Genomic DNA, 16,869 nt, shown 5'->3' with positions numbered 1-16,869 from the left:
CCGGCGCGGCCTTCTGTGGATGAAGCGTCCTCTGTGGATGGCGGCCGTTGTTCACGCGGTATCGACGTACTCGGCATGCAGGATCACTCCAAGCGGCGTACACCTGTTCAGCATGGGTTCCATGCAGGAATACGACCTCGTCGTCATCGGCTCCGGTCCCGGCGGTCAGAAGGCCGCCATCGCCGCAGCCAAACTCGGCAAGTCCGTCGCCGTCATCGAACGCGGTCTCATGCTCGGTGGCGTCTGCGTGAACACCGGAACCATCCCGTCGAAGACGCTGCGCGAGGCGGTCGTCTACCTCACCGGCATGAGCCAGCGCGAGCTCTACGGCACCAGCTACCGGGTCAAGGAGAAGATCACCCCCGCCGATCTCCTGGCCCGCACACAGCACGTCATCGGCAAGGAGATCGACGTCGTCCGCTCCCAGCTCGTGCGCAACCGCATCGAACTCTACGTCGGGCACGCCCGCTTCACCGATGCGCACACGCTGCAGGTCGAGGATCCCAACCGCGCGGAGAGCATCGCCGTCCGCGGCCGCTTCGTCGTCATCGCGACGGGCACCAAACCGCTCCGGCCCGCGGGTGTCGAGTTCGACGAACAACGCGTCCTCGATTCGGACGGGATCCTCGACCTCAAGACCATTCCCACGTCGATGGTCGTCGTCGGTGCGGGCGTGATCGGCATCGAGTACGCGTCGATGTTCGCCGCCCTCGGTACCAAGGTCACCGTCGTGGAGAAGCGCGACTCGATGTTGGACTTCTGCGATCCCGAGATCGTCGAGGCACTGCGCTTCCACCTCCGCGACCTGGCCGTGACGTTCCGCTTCGGCGAAGAGGTGACCGCCGTGGACGTCGGGTCCTCCGGCACCGTCACCACGCTCGCCAGCGGCAAGCAGATCCCGGCCGAGACCGTCATGTACTCCGCCGGGCGGCAGGGCCAGACCGCGCAATTGGATCTGGAGGCCGCCGGACTCGAGGCCGACAACCGCGGACGGATCTTCGTCGACGACGACTACCAGACCAAGGTGGATCACATCTACGCGGTCGGCGACGTCATCGGATTCCCCGCGCTGGCGGCCACGTCGATGGACCAGGGCAGGCTGGCGGCCTACCACGCGTTCGGCGAGCCCTGCAAGAGCATGACCGAGCTGCAGCCGATCGGCATCTACTCGATCCCCGAGGTGTCCTACGTCGGCGCCAGCGAGGTGGACCTCACCAAGGATTCCATTCCGTACGAAGTGGGGGTTTCGCGCTACCGGGAGCTGGCTCGCGGTCAGATCGCAGGCGATTCCTACGGCATGCTGAAGCTCTTGGTGTCCACCGAGGACCTGAAGCTGCTGGGCGTCCACATCTTCGGCACCAACGCCACCGAAATGGTGCACATCGGCCAAGCCGTGATGGGCTGCGGTGGCACCGTCGAGTACCTGGTCGACGCGGTGTTCAACTACCCGACGTTTTCCGAGGCGTACAAGGTCGCGGCGCTGGACGTGATGAACAAGCTGCGTGCCCTCAGCCAGTTCAGGGCCTGATTTAGCAGTCGTCCTCCAAGGCCGTCGGTGCGCGGTCACCTGGGCCGCCCGCCTCGGCCCGCGCGACCAACCGTGTGACGGCTTCGTCGAACGGCGGCGCATAGGAGACGTTCTCCTCGCAGCCGCCGCCTTCCAGCCCTCCCGTGATCCCCACCACCGTCGAGCCGGCCAGCCAGGGCGACCCGCTGGTGCCGTCGACCATCCCGGCGCACCGAATCGATGGATAGCCGTGCTCTACGGCGGCCATGCGCGCCATACATCCGACGGGCATTCCTCCGACGCCCAACGCATAGCCCGTCACGACGACGTCCGTTCCGATGGCCGGACTCGGGCCGATCGTCAATCCACCGCCGGTCGCCACCTCGACGGCTCCACCGCCCTGGCGGCTCACCCTGAGGACGGCGAAGTCGGCCGTCGGATCCTGAGACGATACCCAGCGGGGATCGAGGTACACCGAATCGACGCGCCAGAAGTCCTGCGCGTCAGCAGTTTCGGCGAACGCCGGCACGAACGAGGCGTCGAAGCCGTCGGCCATGCAGTGTGCCGCGGTGAGGATCAGGTCGCCCGTCGTCGAATGCAGCACCGACCCGGTGCAGGTGTGCAACGAGTCGCCCGCGAGGAAGATCGCCCCGACCCGTGGGTCGGGGTCCACCGGTACGGCAGTAGCCGTAGCCGTAGCCGTAGCCGTAGCCGTCGCCGTCGGGGTGGGCGTGGGTACCGATGACGACGGGGCGTAGGAAGTCACGTCCGGTGCGGCAGGCTCGGCGCACGCCGTCGCGATCGCCGCCCACGAGACGAACAGAACGACTCCCACGCGGCGCATGATCACCGATCTTGCCGGATGAAACTGGATGCGGCAGGGGTCACGGAATGCACCGATGGCGGCACATTGCTCCACCGTTGCGTGGGGCCGTGCTGGAAGGAACCTCGAAGTGCGGGACACTGGATGTCACGAGGAGGCGAGGCAGCATGGCTGATCACCCAGAGGGCCCGGGGCAGCACTACCAACCCGAACAGACCGGGATATACGAGCTGGAGTTCCCCGCACCCCAGCTGTCGTCCGAGGACGGGCGCGGACCGGTCATGATTCACGCGCTCGAGGGGTTCTCCGACGCCGGCCACGTCATCAAGATCGCGGCGACGCATCTGAAGGACACGCTGGATACCGAGTTGGTGGCCTCCTTCGCGATCGACGAGCTGCTGGACTACCGCTCCCGTCGGCCCCTCATGACGTTCAAGACCGACCACTTCACCCACTACGACGACCCCGAGCTGAACCTCTACGCACTGCACGACAGCGTCGGCACGCCGTTCCTGTTACTGGCCGGTCTCGAGCCCGATCTTCGGTGGGAACGGTTCATCACCGCCGTACGGCTGCTCGCCGAACGACTCGGCGTCCGTCAGGTGATCGGCCTCGGCACCATCCCTATGGCGGTGCCGCACACTCGCCCGGTCACGATGACGGCACATGCAGGCGACAAGGATCTGATCGCCGACCACCAGCCGTGGGTGGGTGAAGTTCGGGTGCCCGCAAGTGTGTCGAACCTGCTGGAGTACCGGATGACACAACACGGCCATGATGCGGTCGGATTCACCGTTCACGTGCCGCACTATCTGGCGCAGACGGACTATCCGCCTGCTGCGGAGGCGTTGCTGGCGCAGGTTGCCAAAACCGGCTCGCTACGACTCCCGCTCGGTCCGCTCACGGAAGCCGGCGTGGAGGTCCACAACAAGATCAACGAGCAGGTGTCCTCCAGTGACGAAGTCGCTCAAGTGGTGACGGCGTTGGAGCACCAGTACGATGCTTTCGTTGCTGCCCAAGAGAATCGATCCTTGCTGGCGCGTGACGAGGATTTGCCAAGTGGCGAGGAACTCGGCGCCGAATTCGAGCGTTTCCTCGCCGAGCAGACCGGAGACGATTCGGTTGGCGGGGACGGCAACACAGGGTCTTGATCGGCCGCCTGACCCCGGCCCCGACGACGAAGTTGGTGATCGTGACGGAGCGAAAGCCCAATTTGCGACCCGTGCGCGAGCTCACCCCGACGCTGCACTACCGCACCATCCACGGGTACCGGCGCGCATACCGGATTGCCGGTTCCGGGCCGGCCATTCTGCTCATCCACGGCATCGGCGACAACTCCACGACGTGGAGCACCGTGCAGTCGAAGCTCGCGCAGCGGTTCACCGTGATCGCCCCGGATTTGCTGGGTCATGGCAAGTCCGACAAACCGCGCGCCGACTACTCGGTCGCTGCCTATGCCAACGGCATGCGGGACCTTCTCAGCGTCCTCGACATCGAGCGGGTCACCGTCGTCGGTCACTCGCTCGGCGGTGGAGTGGCCATGCAATTCGCCTACCAGTTCCCTCAATTGGTGGACCGCCTGATCCTCGTCGGGTCCGGCGGAGTGACCAAGGACGTCAACGTCGCGTTGCGGATTGCATCCCTGCCGCTGGGTAGCGAGGCGCTGGCCTTGCTGCGGTTGCCGATGGTGCTGCCGGCACTGCACCTGATCGGACGGATCGGCGGCACGCTGTTCGGCACCACCGGCGTCGGCCGCGACATCCCTCACGTGCTGCGGATTCTCGCCGACCTCCCGGAACCGACGGCATCCTCCGCGTTCGCCCGCACGCTGCGTGCGGTGGTCGACTGGCGCGGGCAGGTGGTAACCATGCTCGACCGATGTTATTTAACTGAATCCGTTCCAGTGCAATTGATTTGGGGATCCCACGATTCGGTGATCCCGGTCAGTCACGCGCGCATGGCACACGCCGCGATGCCGGGCGCCCAACTCGAGGTGTTCGAGGGTTCCGGCCACTTCCCCTTCCACGACGATCCCGACCGCTTCGTCGAGATCGTCGAGAAGTTCATCGGATCGACCGATCCCGCCGTCTACGACCAGGAGATGTTGCGCAATCTGTTGCGTGCTGGGGTCAGCGAGAACGGTCTCACCGGCTCGATCGACACGCGCGTGGCAGTGCTCGACGCCATGGGCGCCGACGAACGCAGCGCTACCTGACCGAGTGCGACTGCGACCGCGACCGCCACGAAGTAGCATCGGCCCATGGCCTTGGACGTGACTGTGCTTCGCGTGTTCACCAGTGCGAACGGCGACTACGGAAATCCACTCGGCGTCGTTGACGCCAGCCTGGCGGCACCTGCCGATCGACAGCGAATCGCCCACGAATTGGGTTACAGCGAAACGATTTTCGTTGACCTGCCCCGTCTTGGCGCCAGCACCACCACGGCGCACATCTTCACGCCCGTCGTGGAACTGCCGTTTGCCGGGCACCCGACCGTCGGCGGATCGTGGTGGCTGAAGAAGCGCGGCACGCCGGTCAAGACGTTGCAGGTTCCTGCGGGCGTCGTGCAGGTGAAGTACGAGCAGCAACCTGACGGCGACCTCACGGTGATCAGTGCGAGAGGAGAATGGGCGCCCGACTTCTCGATGCACCGGTTGGATTCGGTCGACGACGTGCTCGGTGCCGATCCCGACGACTACGGCGACGACGTGGAGCACTATGTCTGGGCGTGGATAGACGAGTCCGAAGGCTCCATTCGGTCGCGGCTCTTCGCGAGCAACCTCGTCGTTCCAGAGGACGAGGCAACCGGCGCGGCGGCCGTTCGCATCACTGAGCAACTGAGTCGCGACCTCGTGATCACGCAGGGCAAGGGATCCGAGCTTCGTACGAGGTGGAGCGCCGAAGGATGGGTCGAAGTTGCGGGACGCGTCGTCGACGACGGCGTCCGTCGGCTCGACTGATCTCTCAGGAGGACGACACGCCGCGGTGCGCGCGCAGCGCCTCGATCTCGCGTTCGAAGTCGGCGGCCGAGGAGAACGACCGGTACACCGACGCGAATCGCAGATACGCGACCTCGTCGAGATCACGAAGTGGACCGAGAATGGCCAGGCCGACCTCGTTGCTGGCCACCTCGGGTGAGCCGTCCGCCCGCACGGCGTCCTCAACCTGCTGTGCCAACAGGTTCAGGGCATCGTTGTCGACGTCACGTCCCTGGCAGGCGCGGCGGACGCCCTTGATGACCTTCTCGCGACTGAACGGCTCGGTGACGCCGCTGCGCTTGACCACCGCGAGGACTGCAGTCTCCACGGTGGTGAACCTGCGCCCGCACTCCGGACACGATCGGCGGCGTCGGATCGCTTGACCCTCATCGGCTTCCCGGGAGTCGACGACCCTCGAATCGGGGTGACGGCAGAACGGACAATGCATCTCCGCTCCTTCGCCGCGTGCGCCTACTCCGGTCGCATACGAGCGTACCGTTGCACGACAGTGCGTTTCACGGCGCATGCCGCGGATCAACCAACCGGCGCGATGAGCGTCTGCCCGGCGTCGACCGAAGCGGAGTCCAGTTCGTTGAGATCGCGGATCTGATCGACGACCGATCCGACGGAAGCGTCCGGTGCGATCCTCTGCGCCAGCTGCTCCAGCGACTCCCCCGCCTGCACCTGAACGACTGCCAGTCGGGCCGGTGCAGGGGGGGCCGGCGACTCGTGGGCACCCAACTGCGCCACCAGTCCGAGCCACACCGTGATGGCGGCGGCGACGAGAGCCAGCACCACGGTGGCCAGCGGGGTCACCGGCCTGCGCCGGTGCGATGCACGGGACATCAGCACCCCGGTGCTGCGGTAGTTCAGCGGCGCTCCCGCAGGTCGCTGCGGCTGGGGACGGCGCCGCGCCGCGGAGGTCCCGCGCCGCAACGGCCGCATGGGCCGCACGACGAGTTCAGTGGGGTCTTCTCGGGTGATGATCGTCATCTCGTGGGCCTTTCGCGTGGTGCCGGTTCGCTCTTGTGTTCGAATACTAATCGCTCAGGTGTTCGATGACTAGAACATGTGATCGAACTGTTGCAAACGGTAACTCGACCCACTGACACGTTCGATCGACCGAGAATTCCGGCGACACGCGTCGAACACATGTTTGATTCTGTCTTCGCAGAGGACTACATTCGGCGCCATGAGTGACAGCAACGACACGGTCCTGACCGAACGTCAGCGCACCATCCTCGAGGTCATCCGAAGCTCGGTCACCACCCGCGGATATCCACCGAGCATCCGTGAGATCGGCGACGCCGTGGGGTTGACGTCGACGTCGTCCGTCGCGCACCAGCTCCGCACGCTCGAGCGCAAGGGCTATCTGCGTCGCGATCCGAACCGACCGCGCGCAGTCGACGTCAGAGCGTCCGACGATCCCGCGCGGCAGTTGGCGCCTGCCGTCACGACGGACGTCGCCGGGTCCGATGCGTTGCCCCGGCCCACATTCGTCCCGGTTCTCGGACGCATCGCCGCCGGCGGGCCGATCCTGGCCGAGGAGGCCGTCGAGGACGTGTTCCCCCTTCCCAAGGAACTCGTGGGCGAGGGGTCTCTGTTCCTGCTGAAGGTGGTTGGCGAGTCAATGGTTGACGCCGCGATCTGCGACGGCGACTGGGTGGTGATCCGCCAGCAGAACGTGGCGGACAACGGCGACATCGTCGCGGCGATGATCGACGGTGAAGCCACCGTGAAGACCTTCAAGCGCACCGGTGGCCAGGTATGGCTGATGCCCCACAACCCAGCCTTCGATCCGATACCCGGCAACGACGCGGTGATCCTCGGCAAGGTCGTCACCGTCATCCGCAAGATCTAACGTCCTGCGGCTGGCGCCCCTTTAACCCTTGGTGAACCCATTCGTCAACGCGAATTCCTCACTGGCGAACCAGATTTCAGCGCGCGCACGATCGTACTGGTCAGTTCCGGGCATCCAGTACAACCCCGTCTTGGTATCGGCCTTGATCGGATAACCCTGGGGCGCGTCGAATGGGTCGTCGTTCGCCAGTCGCAGCGAGGTCTCCGCGACCACCGGTTCCGTGAGCTGGATCGCCGCGTGCCGACCGCTGGGCGGCCCACTGTCCGGTTCGATCTCCGGCTCGGCTTCTGGTTCCGGCTCGGCCCCATCGTCGTCGTGGGGGTCCGCATTCGAATCCTCCGCCTCGTCGAGGTCGGCGAACCACGCACTCGCCGGCTCGTGGTCCGCCTTGGCGACGATCGGGGTCGGCGCGGTGTCGATGGCGTCCTGATCAGCGGACAGGTCGGCCGTGAAGCCGTCGCGCACGCCCTCCCGCTCCGCGCCGGGCAGGTCACCATGCTCGTCAGCGGGCATCGCCCAGGTGCTCCGCCGACCGCTCCCCTCATCCTCGTGGTCGTCGCCCGAGGCCATCGGCCCGGAGTCGAAGTCATGGTCGTCGTAGCTGTCGTCGCGGTCGTCGTAGCTGTCGTCGAAGCCGTCGAGCGGCGTCCGGTCATCGTGCCTGCGCCGATTCAGCAGGACCGCCGCCGCCACGACACCGACGAGCACCAAGACGGGCACGATGCCGAGCAACCACCACCAGTTCGGGCGGAACCACTTCGAACCCCCGTCGGACGACGCGTCCGCGGCGGTCTGCGCCTGCGGGGCGCCGCCGCCCGGCACCTCCAGCCCCTGCAGTTGAGACTGCAGGCTGGGCGGCTCGGTGGTGAAGGCGTTGGTCGTCTTGTTCCAGGAGATGGCGCCGCCGTTGAACTTCTGCGTGACGACGTCATCACTCTCGGTCTGGTCTGCAGTCGGCGCGCCGAGTTCACCGGTCGCCCCGCCGAGTTTCGTCCACGCGGCGTTCATCGCCCCGCGCACGATCACGGCTCCGAAGTCGGGCGTCCAGAAGATCACCGGCTGATCGGCGGCGGCGAAGCTCGCGATCTTGCTCATCGGCGCGAGGCCGCCATCGTTCTCGTTGCTGGTCGGAAAGCCGAGGTCGCCCTCGGGGCCTCCGACGCTCTCATACTTCGCCAGCACCTGGCCGGTCAGGACGTTGGCACCCGTCGCGGGACTGTAGAAGATCTTCCCGCCCGCGTAGTTCTGCCCGGCCCCGTCGGCACCGATGGTGTACTGCTCGCCGTCAGCGGCACCCAGTGGCCCAAGAGGTCCACCCGCTGAACGGCGCGCGGCGTCGATGGAAGTGGTCACGTCCCCGGGAATCTCGAGCCCCGCGAGCTGGTCCACCACCTCCGGGGGCGTCGTGGTGAAGGCGTTCGTCTTCCGGTTCCACGTCAACTGGCCGCCTGAGAACGTCTGGCTCACCTCGTCGCCGCTGTAGGCCTCGTCGTCAGTCGGGACGCCGAGGACACCCGCCGAACCTCCGAGCTTGTCCCACGCTGCGTTGATGGCCCCCCGAACCACGCGAGCGCCGTTGTCGGGCGTCCAGAAGATCACCGGCCGGTCCGCAGCGCTGAAGGTCGTGTTGCGGCTGCCTGGCGCCCTGCCGTCGCCCTCGTCGATCGTCGGAAAACCGAGGTCGCCGTCAGCCGGGCCGCCCAGCGACTGGTACTCGTCGAGGATCGCGCCCCGCATGTCGTGAGCGCCGGTGTCCGGGGTGAAGAAGATCTTGCCGCCCGCGAAGTTCTGGCCGAAGCCCGCGCCCACGGGGTAGACGCCACCGTCCTTGATGCCGAGAGGCCCGGTGGGGCCTCCGCCGGCGTCCCATGCCTGAGTGATTGCGGCATCGGCGTCACCCTCGGGCGTCGCCGCCGCGAGGGGTGCGACGAGGAGAGCGGCAGCCATCGCCGCGACGACGCCGGCGCCCGTGCGTCCGATCGTCCTGCCCAGCCGGGTTTGAAGCCCCGTCATTGCGTCCTCCCAGCGAGCTGCGCCGGACTCCCTTGAGTTCCGCGTTCGTCAACTCTGCGTCAGTCGACGTCCATCTTGAGGGATATCCAACCCATCCGAGGAAAGTGTCGCGCGAATGGGCGGCCTAAACGCCGACGCTGCGGCCGATGATCTCCTTCATGATCTCGGTCGTTCCGCCGTAAATCGTCTGCACCCGCGAGTCGAGATAGGCCCGGGCGACCGGGTACTCCCGCATGTATCCGTAGCCGCCGTGCAACTGCAGACACCGATCGATCAGGTACACCTGCTTCTCGGTGGCCCACCACTTCGCCATGGCGGCCTGTTCGGCGGTGAGCTTCTCGTCGAGGTGCAGCCGGATGAACTCGTCGACCGTGATCCGTACGGCGGTGGCATCGGTGGCCAGCTCCGCCAGCAGGAAGCGGCTGTTCTGGAAACTGCCGATCGGCTTGCCGAAGGCCTTGCGGTCCTTGGTGTACTGGATCGTCTGCTCGAGGACGGCCTCCATACCCGCGGCGGCGCCGATGGCGATCGAGATCCGTTCCTGCGGCAGGTTCTGCATCAGGTACACGAAGCCCTGGCCCTCTTCGCCGAGAAGGTTCTCGGCGGGTACCTGGACGTCGGTGAACGACAGCTCCGCCGTGTCCTGGGCGTCCATGCCGATCTTGTCGAGGTGACGACCGCGTTCGAAGCCCGCCATCCCCCGCTCGACGACCAGCAGTGAGAAGCCCAGCGCGCCCTTCTCCGGGTCGGTGCACGCCACCACGATGACCAGGTCGGCGTGAATCCCGTTGGTGATGAACGTCTTCGAACCGTTGAGCACCCAGCTGCCGTCCTTCTGCTTGACCGCGCGGGTCTTGATGCCCTGCAGGTCGCTGCCGGTGCCCGGCTCGGTCATGGCGACGGCGGTGATGATCTCGCCGCTGCAGAACCCCGGCAGCCAGCGCTGCTTCTGCTCCTCGGTGGTGAGGCGCAACAGGTAGGGCGCGATGACGTCGTTCTGCAGGGGGAAACCGAGCCCGCTGTAGCGATTGGCGGAGGTCTCCTCGGTGATGATCGTGTTGTAACGGAAGTCGTCGTTGCCACCGCCGCCGTACTCCTCCGGCACGGCCATGCCGAGAAAGCCCTGCTTGCCCGCCTCGAGCCACACTCCGCGGTCGACGATCTTGTCCTTCTCCCACTGCTCGTGGAACGGCGCGACATGACGCTCGAGGAAGCCGCGGTAGGACTCGCGGAACAGCTCGTGCTCGGGTTCGAAGAGGGTGCGGTCGTACTTGATGGCGCCCATGGACTACCTCCGGATCGGCGAAGCGGGATGTGGTTACGACGATATACCACCCAACCGGATGGTTGAACCGGTGGTACCGCCGCGACGAGGGCCGCCGGTGCCGCACGCCGGCCCCTAAACTCGGCACATGGCCAGCGCCCAGACGTCTCTCACGCACTGGGGCGCCTTCACCGCAGACGTCCGCGGCGGTGACATCGCGTCGGTTCGACCGGACGCCGGCGACGCCGACCCCTCACCCCTGCTCGGCAACCTGGCGGGCTCGATTCGCCACCGGTCCCGAATCGCGACTCCGGCGTCCGCCGCGGCTGGCTCGACGAGGACCCCGGCCCAAGTACCCGCCGCGGCGCCGACGAGTTCGTCGCGGTGTCGTGGGACGAACTCACCGAACTGCTGTCAGGCGAACTACGTCGCGTCGTCGACACTCACGGCAACGAGGCCATCTACGGCGGGTCGTACGGGTGGGCCAGCGCAGGGCGGTTACACCACGCCCAAAGCCAGGTGCACCGGTTCTTGAAACTCCTTGGCGGATATACCTTCTCGCGACACTCGTATAGCTTGGGCGCTACTGGGGTGATCATGCCCCGCGTCGTCGGCACTCATGACGACCTCTTCCAACGTTCCACGGCATGGCACGTCATCGCCGAGAACACCGAGCTGCTGGTGTGTTTCGGCGGCGTCGGCGTGAAGAACTCGGCGGTCAACGCCGGCGGTACCACCGAGCACCCGACACGCGGGGCGTTGCAACGCCTCCGCGACCGCGGCGGCCGGATCGTCTCGTTCAGCCCGCTTCGCGACGACACGCACGGTGATTGCGAGTGGTTGGCGCCGGTGCCCGGTACCGACGTGGCGATCATGGCGGCCTTGGCCTACGTGCTCGCGACCGAGGGTCTGGTCGACCGCGACTTCCTCGAGACCCATTGCACGGGTTACCCACGGTTCGAGCGCTACCTGCTGGGCCTCGACGACGGGGTGGCCAAGTCACCCGGGTGGGCGGCGGCCATCTGCGGCGTACCTGCCGACGTCCTGGTCTCACTGGCACGCCGGATGGCGGCGCAACGCACGATCGTGATGGTGAGTTGGTCGCTACAACGCGTGCGCTACGGCGAGCAGGCGCCCTGGATGGGATTGACGCTCGCGGCGATGCTCGGCCAGATCGGGCTGCCGGGTGGAGGTTTCGGCCACGGATACGGATCGCAGAACGAGGTCGGCATGGCGCCGCTGCGGTGCGCGCTGCCGACGTTTCCGCAGGGTTCCAATCCCGTCTCGACGTTCATTCCGGTGGCGGCGGTCAGTGACATGCTTCTGCATCCCGGTGAGCAGTACACCTACAACGGCAGAACGCTGACCTATCCCGACATCAAGTGCGTGTACTGGGCGGGCGGCAATCCGTGCCACCATCACCAGAACCTTCCGCGCTTGCGGCGGGCGTTGTGTCGTGTTGACACGGTCGTCGTCCACGATCCGTACTGGACGGCGATGGCCAAGCACGCCGACGTGGTCGTGCCGTCCACCACCCCGTTCGAACGCGAAGACTACTCGGGCTCCAAGAACGATCCGCTCTTGGTGGCCATGCCCGCACTGGCGGAACCCTTCGCCGACTCTCTCGGGACGACTACACCACGTACGCGGCGCTCGCCCACCGACTCGGTTTCGGCGAGCGTTTCACCGAGGGCCGCGATGCGCGGGGATGGCTCGTCCACATGTACGAGAAGTGGTCGGCGCAACTCGATTTCGCGGTGCCGACCTTCGACGATTTCTGGGCGGCCGGCCGATTGCGGCTACCGACCGAAACCGGACTGTCACTGCTCGCCGACTTCCGTGCCGATCCCGTCACCCATCGACTGGCGACCCCCAGCGGGCGGATCGAGATCTTCTCGCGTGACATCGACGGGTTCGGCTACGACGACTGCGCGGGTCATCCACGGTGGTTCGAGCCGGACGAGTGGCTGGGTGGCGCACGCGCCGCCGACTATCCGCTGCACCTCTTGGCGAATCAGCCCGCCACGCGGTTGCACAGTCAGTTGGACGGCGGCCGCGTCAGCCTGGACTCCAAGGTGCAAGGGCGCGAACCCATCCGAATGCATCCCCACGATGCGCACCAGCGCGGGTTGACCCCAGGCGACGTGGTGCGGGTCTTCAACGACCGCGGCTCGTGTCTGGCGGGCCTCGTCGTCGACGACGGACTTCGGCTCAGTGTGGTGCAGCTGTCGACCGGTGCCTGGTACGACCCCGAGGACCCTGCCGATCCCGACGCCATGTGCGTACACGGCAACCCCAACGTGCTGACTGCCGACATCGGCACGTCGTCACTTGCCAAGGGTTGCACCGGAGCTCACGTGCTGGTGGAGGTCGAAAGGTTCGACGGCCCGCTACCCCCGGTACGGGCGCACCAGCCGCCGACGATCGTCGAACGACGTGGTGACCGCCCGCCGGCAGGGGACTACGAGCCCGTTTGAGCCCGACCGGACCGCGGCCGCCGAGGGCCGCCGCGGCGGCCGGAGGCACCCGGGCTCGCGGGTCGACCACTGGAACTGCCGCCACGGTGGGATCCACCGCCACCGCGGCCTGAACCGCTGCCACCGCGGTGGGATCCACTGCCGCCGGCCCGGACGGGAGCAGCCTGTCGGACGGGTGGCTCGCGGTGGGGAGCGATCTCGCCGACGAGTTCGAGCACGCTCGCCGAGTCGGCCCGCACCTGCTGCGGTTGAGCCGAGATACCGGCCTTGCGCAGCAGCTGCTGGGTGTCGCGGCGCTGCTCGGGCAGCACCACGGTCACGACGTCGCCTGCGCTGCCCGCACGCGCCGTCCGGCCGGAGCGATGGAGGTAGGCCTTGTGCTCGACGGGTGGATCCACGTGCACCACCAGTTCGACGTCGTCGACGTGGACACCGCGGGCGGCGATGTCGGTGGCGACGAGCACGCGCGCGTCGCCCGAGCTGAAGGCAGCGAGGTTGCGGTCACGGGCCGGCTGCGACAGGTTGCCGTGCAGGTCCACCGAGGGCACGCCAGCGTCGGTGAGCTGCTTGGCGAGCTTGCGGGCCTGATGCTTGGTGCGCATGAACAGGATTCGGCGACCGGTACCCGAGGCGAGGCGGTGCACCAGTTGGGTCTTCTCCTGCGCGCCGGAGACGTGGAACACGTGGTGCGTCATGGCCACCGGCGGTGCGTCGATCTCGTCGACGGAGTGGGTGACCGGGTTGCGCAGGAAGCGGTTGACGAGCTTGTCGACGCCGTTGTCCAGGGTCGCGGAGAACAGCAGTCGCTGCCCGCCGGCCGGGGTGGCCGCAAGGATGCGCGTTACGCCGGGCAGGAAGCCGAGGTCCGCCATGTGGTCGGCCTCGTCGAGCACCGTGATCTGCACGGCGTCGAGGGCGATGTGACGTTGCTTCATCAGGTCTTCGAGGCGGCCCGGGCAGGCGACCACGATGTCGACGCCCGCGCGCAGCGCGGACACCTGTCGACTCTGCGACACGCCACCGAAGATCGTGGTGACGTTCATGCCGAGCGCCGCTGCGAGTGGCTCGATGACGGCCGTAATCTGGGTGGCGAGCTCACGAGTGGGCGCCAGGACCAGGCCGGTCGGCTTGGACGGACGTCGCTGTCCGCCGGCGAGCCGCGCCACCAGCGGGAGGGAGAAGGCCAGTGTCTTTCCGCTGCCGGTCTTTCCGCGACCGAGCACGTCGCGACCGCCGAGCGTGTCGGGCAGCGTGCTGGTCTGGATCGGGAACGGACTACCGATGCCACGATCCGCGAGAACGCGGCTGAGGCGTTCCGGCACACCGAGGGATTCGAAGGTGGGTTCTGCAGTCATGTCTGTAATGCCTTTCAGGCATGGGATCGGCCGCGTCTGCGCAGGACGTAATGGGTCAGGCGAATACGGGGCTCGATGGGCGAGATTGCCGGTGGGCAATATCGATCGCCGCGAGAAGAGCTAGTGCAATGCACTGATCGCCCGAATGCGGTGAGCCACGTCACTGTGGCCAAAAGCATCGGGATGATCGAGCGTTCCACGACGTGTTGACGGCGAGAGGCGACACCAACATTGCCTCGAAGTCTACCGCACTACTGCTCCGCTACCGCCCCGCCGGCCTAGAAGGTGACGAAGTCGTCGAGACCGGCGGCCAACGCAGCGGGTACCCGCGCCTTGATGCGCGTGCCGGTTTCGGTGTGCTCGGTGACGTCCACCCGCCCCTCAGCGTGCATGCGCGCGATCAGTTCCCCACGGTCGTACGGGATCGTGACGTCGACGGTGACGTCCTTCGGCACCACCATTTCGCTCATCCGACCGCGAAGACGTTCGAGGCCATCGCCGGTGCGCGCCGAGACGAATACCGCCTCGGGCAGCGCACGACGCAACTGAGCCAGGCCGAGGCCCGTTGCCGCGTCAGTCTTGTTGACCACCAACAACTCCGGCGGCGGAGCGATGTCGTATTCCTGCACGACGTCGAGAACGACCTGGCGCACCGTGTTGACTTGCGCCAGCGGATTGGAGTCCGAGCCGTCGATGACGTGGACCAACAGCTCGGCATCGACGACTTCCTCGAGGGTCGACCTGAACGCTTCGACCAGCTGGGTCGGCAGATGGCGCACGAATCCGACGGTGTCGGTGAGCACGAAGGGCCGGCCGTCCGCGAAATATCCACGGCGGGTGGTGGGTTCGAGCGTGGCGAACAGCGCATTCTCGACGAGGACACCGGCACCGGTGAGCGCATTGAGCAGGCTGGACTTGCCCGCATTGGTGTAGCCGACGATGGCGATCGACGCCACGTCGCTGCGCACCCGACGCCCGCGCTGGGTGTCGCGGATCTTCTTCATGTCCTTGATTTCCCGGCGCAGCTTGGACATTCGCTCGCGAATTCGGCGGCGGTCGGTCTCGATCTTGGTCTCACCAGGGCCACGCGTGCCCACGCCGCCCCCGCTACCTCCCGCGCCACCACCCTGGCGGGACATCGACTCACCCCATCCACGCAGCCGCGGCAGCATGTACTCCATCTGCGCAAACGCGACCTGCGCCTTGCCCTCCGCAGAGGTCGCGTGCTGGGCGAAGATGTCCAGGATCAGCGCGGTGCGGTCGATGACCTTGACCTTGACGGCCTTCTCGAGCGCGTTGAGCTGCCCGGGAGTCAGCTCGCCATCGCAGATGACGGTGTCGGCACCGGTGGCCACGACGACGTCGCGCAACTCCTTGGCCTTGCCGGACCCGATGTAGGTCCCCGCGTCGGGTTTGTCCCGCCGCTGCACCATGCCCTCCAGAACCTCGGAACCTGCCGTCTCGGCCAACGCGGCCAACTCCGCCATGCTCGCGTCGGCGTCGGCCGCAGTGCCGTCGGTCCAGACGCCGACGAGCACCACGCGTTCGAGCCGCAACTGCCGGTATTCGACCTCGCTGACGTCGGCGAGCTCGGTCGAGAGGCCTGCCACCCGGCGCAGGGCCGAGCGGTCGTCGAGGTCGAGTTCGCCCGTACTGGGCAATCTGGGATGAGTCATGTAGTTGGTGATATTGCCCTTCTCGATGGTGTCGCGCATCCGAATTTCACTGCTGGGCGCGCCACCAGTCGTCGGACAGCTCGCCTTGAGCCACCAGGACCGACGGGCCCCGCAGGTAGCTGGTGGCGTCGGTGATCGTCACGGTCACCTCGCCGCCGGGTATCCGGACCCGCAGTGTGCCGGTTTCGGCACCCCTGTGTCGGAGGGCGGCGACCGCCGCCGCGACGGTTCCCGTTCCACACGAACGGGTTTCGCCCACACCACGCTCGTGCACGCGCATCGTGACGCCGCCTCCGACCGGAGCCGTCAGCACTTCCACGTTGACGCCTTCGGGGAACTGCGCAGCGTCGAACCACACTGGGGCGGCGATGTCGAGGGCGGCCAACTCCGCGTTGGTGAGCGACGCGTCGACGCAGGCGAGGTGCGGATTGCCGACGTCGACCGCGACTCCGCCGAACCGTCGTCCACCCACCACGGCCGCACCGGTGCCGAACTGATTTGCCTTGCCCATGTCGACGGTGACGTCGGCCGACAGTCCGTCCACGTCGCGCAGCACGACGGGCCGCGGCCCGGCCAGCGAGCCGACGACGAACTCGTCGCGCTGCTCGAGCCCACTGGCCCGGAGGTAGTGAGCGAACACGCGCACCCCGTTGCCGCACATCTGGGCGACGGATCCGTCCGCGTTGCGGTAGTCCATGTACCAGTCGGTGGCCGCCACGCCTTCGGGAATCCTGTCGAATACCCCCGCTGCCAGCGCGGCGTCGGCCGTCGTGACCCGCAGCACGCCGTCTGCGCCGATTCCACGGCGGCGGTCGCACAGCGCGGAGACCGCCTCCGGTGTCAGCGCCAGACGGGCGCCGACGTCGGGCAACAGCACGAAGTCGTTCTCCGTACCGTGCCCCTTCGCGAACATCAC

At 67.0% G+C, this 16,869-nt stretch carries 13 protein-coding genes and 1 pseudogene; 6 read left to right on the top strand and 8 right to left on the bottom strand.

Annotated features, from left to right (window positions below; genetic code table 11):
* Positions 1-121 precede the first annotated feature (121 nt).
* Complete coding sequence (sthA, locus tag VET27_RS09035) at positions 122-1,528, top strand: Si-specific NAD(P)(+) transhydrogenase (protein ID WP_526517197.1); 1,407 nt, start codon at positions 122-124, stop codon at positions 1,526-1,528.
* 1 nt (position 1,529) lies between these two features.
* Here sthA and VET27_RS09030 read toward each other — a convergent pair whose 3' ends face one another.
* Positions 1,530-2,351: a trypsin-like serine peptidase gene (locus VET27_RS09030; RefSeq protein WP_526517195.1), complete on the bottom strand. Its 822-nt coding sequence runs from the start codon at positions 2,349-2,351 to the stop codon at positions 1,530-1,532.
* Between the two features lie 146 nt (positions 2,352-2,497).
* Between VET27_RS09030 and VET27_RS09025 the strand changes: the two genes are divergently transcribed.
* From VET27_RS09025 to VET27_RS09015, 3 genes are read left to right on the top strand one after another with little or no spacing between them, the layout of a single operon-like run.
* A complete protein-coding gene (locus tag VET27_RS09025; protein ID WP_526517193.1) occupies positions 2,498-3,481 on the top strand; it encodes a proteasome assembly chaperone family protein in 984 nt (327 codons plus the stop codon).
* 41 nt (positions 3,482-3,522) lie between these two features.
* A complete protein-coding gene (locus VET27_RS09020) occupies positions 3,523-4,545 on the top strand; it encodes an alpha/beta fold hydrolase (RefSeq protein ID WP_526517361.1) in 1,023 nt (340 codons plus the stop codon).
* Positions 4,546-4,590: 45 nt separating this feature from the next.
* Positions 4,591-5,289 carry a PhzF family protein gene (locus VET27_RS09015; protein WP_526517191.1) on the top strand — a complete coding sequence of 233 codons (699 nt, stop codon included), beginning with the start codon at positions 4,591-4,593 and terminating at the stop codon, positions 5,287-5,289.
* Between the two features lie 4 nt (positions 5,290-5,293).
* Here the strand turns inward: VET27_RS09015 and nrdR are convergent, their stop codons facing one another.
* Complete coding sequence (gene nrdR, locus VET27_RS09010; RefSeq protein ID WP_526517189.1) at positions 5,294-5,755, bottom strand: transcriptional regulator NrdR; 462 nt, start codon at positions 5,753-5,755, stop codon at positions 5,294-5,296.
* Between the two features lie 86 nt (positions 5,756-5,841).
* Positions 5,842-6,300 (bottom strand): LysM peptidoglycan-binding domain-containing protein, encoded by a 459-nt coding sequence (locus VET27_RS09005; RefSeq protein ID WP_526517187.1) that lies wholly within the window; start codon positions 6,298-6,300, stop codon positions 5,842-5,844.
* 199 nt (positions 6,301-6,499) lie between these two features.
* Between VET27_RS09005 and lexA the strand changes: the two genes are divergently transcribed.
* Positions 6,500-7,168: a transcriptional repressor LexA gene (gene lexA, locus VET27_RS09000; RefSeq protein ID WP_526517185.1), complete on the top strand. Its 669-nt coding sequence runs from the start codon at positions 6,500-6,502 to the stop codon at positions 7,166-7,168.
* Between the two features lie 21 nt (positions 7,169-7,189).
* Here lexA and VET27_RS08995 read toward each other — a convergent pair whose 3' ends face one another.
* Both VET27_RS08995 and VET27_RS08990 read right to left on the bottom strand, forming a co-directional pair.
* Complete coding sequence (locus tag VET27_RS08995; RefSeq protein WP_526517183.1) at positions 7,190-9,181, bottom strand: LGFP repeat-containing protein; 1,992 nt, start codon at positions 9,179-9,181, stop codon at positions 7,190-7,192.
* Between the two features lie 124 nt (positions 9,182-9,305).
* Complete coding sequence (locus tag VET27_RS08990; protein ID WP_526517181.1) at positions 9,306-10,466, bottom strand: acyl-CoA dehydrogenase family protein; 1,161 nt, start codon at positions 10,464-10,466, stop codon at positions 9,306-9,308.
* A 127-nt stretch (positions 10,467-10,593) separates the two neighbouring features.
* Here VET27_RS08990 and VET27_RS08985 point away from each other — a divergent pair.
* Positions 10,594-12,922, top strand: a pseudogene (locus VET27_RS08985) (molybdopterin-dependent oxidoreductase).
* Here VET27_RS08985 and VET27_RS08980 read toward each other — a convergent pair.
* The 3 genes from VET27_RS08980 to dapF form a co-directional block, all read right to left on the bottom strand.
* Positions 12,907-14,277, bottom strand: coding sequence for a DEAD/DEAH box helicase (locus VET27_RS08980; RefSeq protein ID WP_526517179.1), 1,371 nt, complete (start codon positions 14,275-14,277; stop codon positions 12,907-12,909). The pseudogene VET27_RS08985 and the gene VET27_RS08980 overlap by 16 nt on opposite strands.
* Before the next feature lie 278 nt (positions 14,278-14,555).
* Positions 14,556-15,953: a GTPase HflX gene (hflX, locus tag VET27_RS08975; protein ID WP_526517359.1), complete on the bottom strand. Its 1,398-nt coding sequence runs from the start codon at positions 15,951-15,953 to the stop codon at positions 14,556-14,558.
* Between the two features lie 46 nt (positions 15,954-15,999).
* Positions 16,000-16,869: a diaminopimelate epimerase gene (gene dapF, locus VET27_RS08970; RefSeq protein WP_526517177.1), complete on the bottom strand. Its 870-nt coding sequence runs from the start codon at positions 16,867-16,869 to the stop codon at positions 16,000-16,002.

This window comes from Mycobacterium sp. (assembly GCF_035633495.1).
Lineage (GTDB): Bacteria > Actinomycetota > Actinomycetes > Mycobacteriales > Mycobacteriaceae > Mycobacterium.
This window is presented reverse-complemented; position numbering and strand designations above follow the sequence as displayed.

Excerpts from the sequence above, each read along its gene's own strand:
- VET27_RS08990 (WP_526517181.1), bottom strand. The coding sequence starts at position 10,466 with ATGGGCGCCATCAAGTACGACCGCACCCTCTTCGAACCCGAGCACGAG.
- VET27_RS09030 (WP_526517195.1), bottom strand. The coding sequence starts at position 2,351 with ATGCGCCGCGTGGGAGTCGTTCTGTTCGTCTCGTGGGCGGCGATCGCG.
- VET27_RS09015 (WP_526517191.1), top strand. The coding sequence starts at position 4,591 with ATGGCCTTGGACGTGACTGTGCTTCGCGTGTTCACCAGTGCGAACGGC.
- sthA (WP_526517197.1), top strand. The coding sequence starts at position 122 with ATGCAGGAATACGACCTCGTCGTCATCGGCTCCGGTCCCGGCGGTCAG.
- hflX (WP_526517359.1), bottom strand. The coding sequence starts at position 15,953 with ATGACTCATCCCAGATTGCCCAGTACGGGCGAACTCGACCTCGACGAC.
- VET27_RS09005 (WP_526517187.1), bottom strand. The coding sequence starts at position 6,300 with ATGACGATCATCACCCGAGAAGACCCCACTGAACTCGTCGTGCGGCCC.
- VET27_RS09025 (WP_526517193.1), top strand. The coding sequence starts at position 2,498 with ATGGCTGATCACCCAGAGGGCCCGGGGCAGCACTACCAACCCGAACAG.
- lexA (WP_526517185.1), top strand. The coding sequence starts at position 6,500 with ATGAGTGACAGCAACGACACGGTCCTGACCGAACGTCAGCGCACCATC.
- nrdR (WP_526517189.1), bottom strand. The coding sequence starts at position 5,755 with ATGCATTGTCCGTTCTGCCGTCACCCCGATTCGAGGGTCGTCGACTCC.
- VET27_RS08980 (WP_526517179.1), bottom strand. The coding sequence starts at position 14,277 with ATGACTGCAGAACCCACCTTCGAATCCCTCGGTGTGCCGGAACGCCTC.
- VET27_RS08995 (WP_526517183.1), bottom strand. The coding sequence starts at position 9,181 with ATGACGGGGCTTCAAACCCGGCTGGGCAGGACGATCGGACGCACGGGC.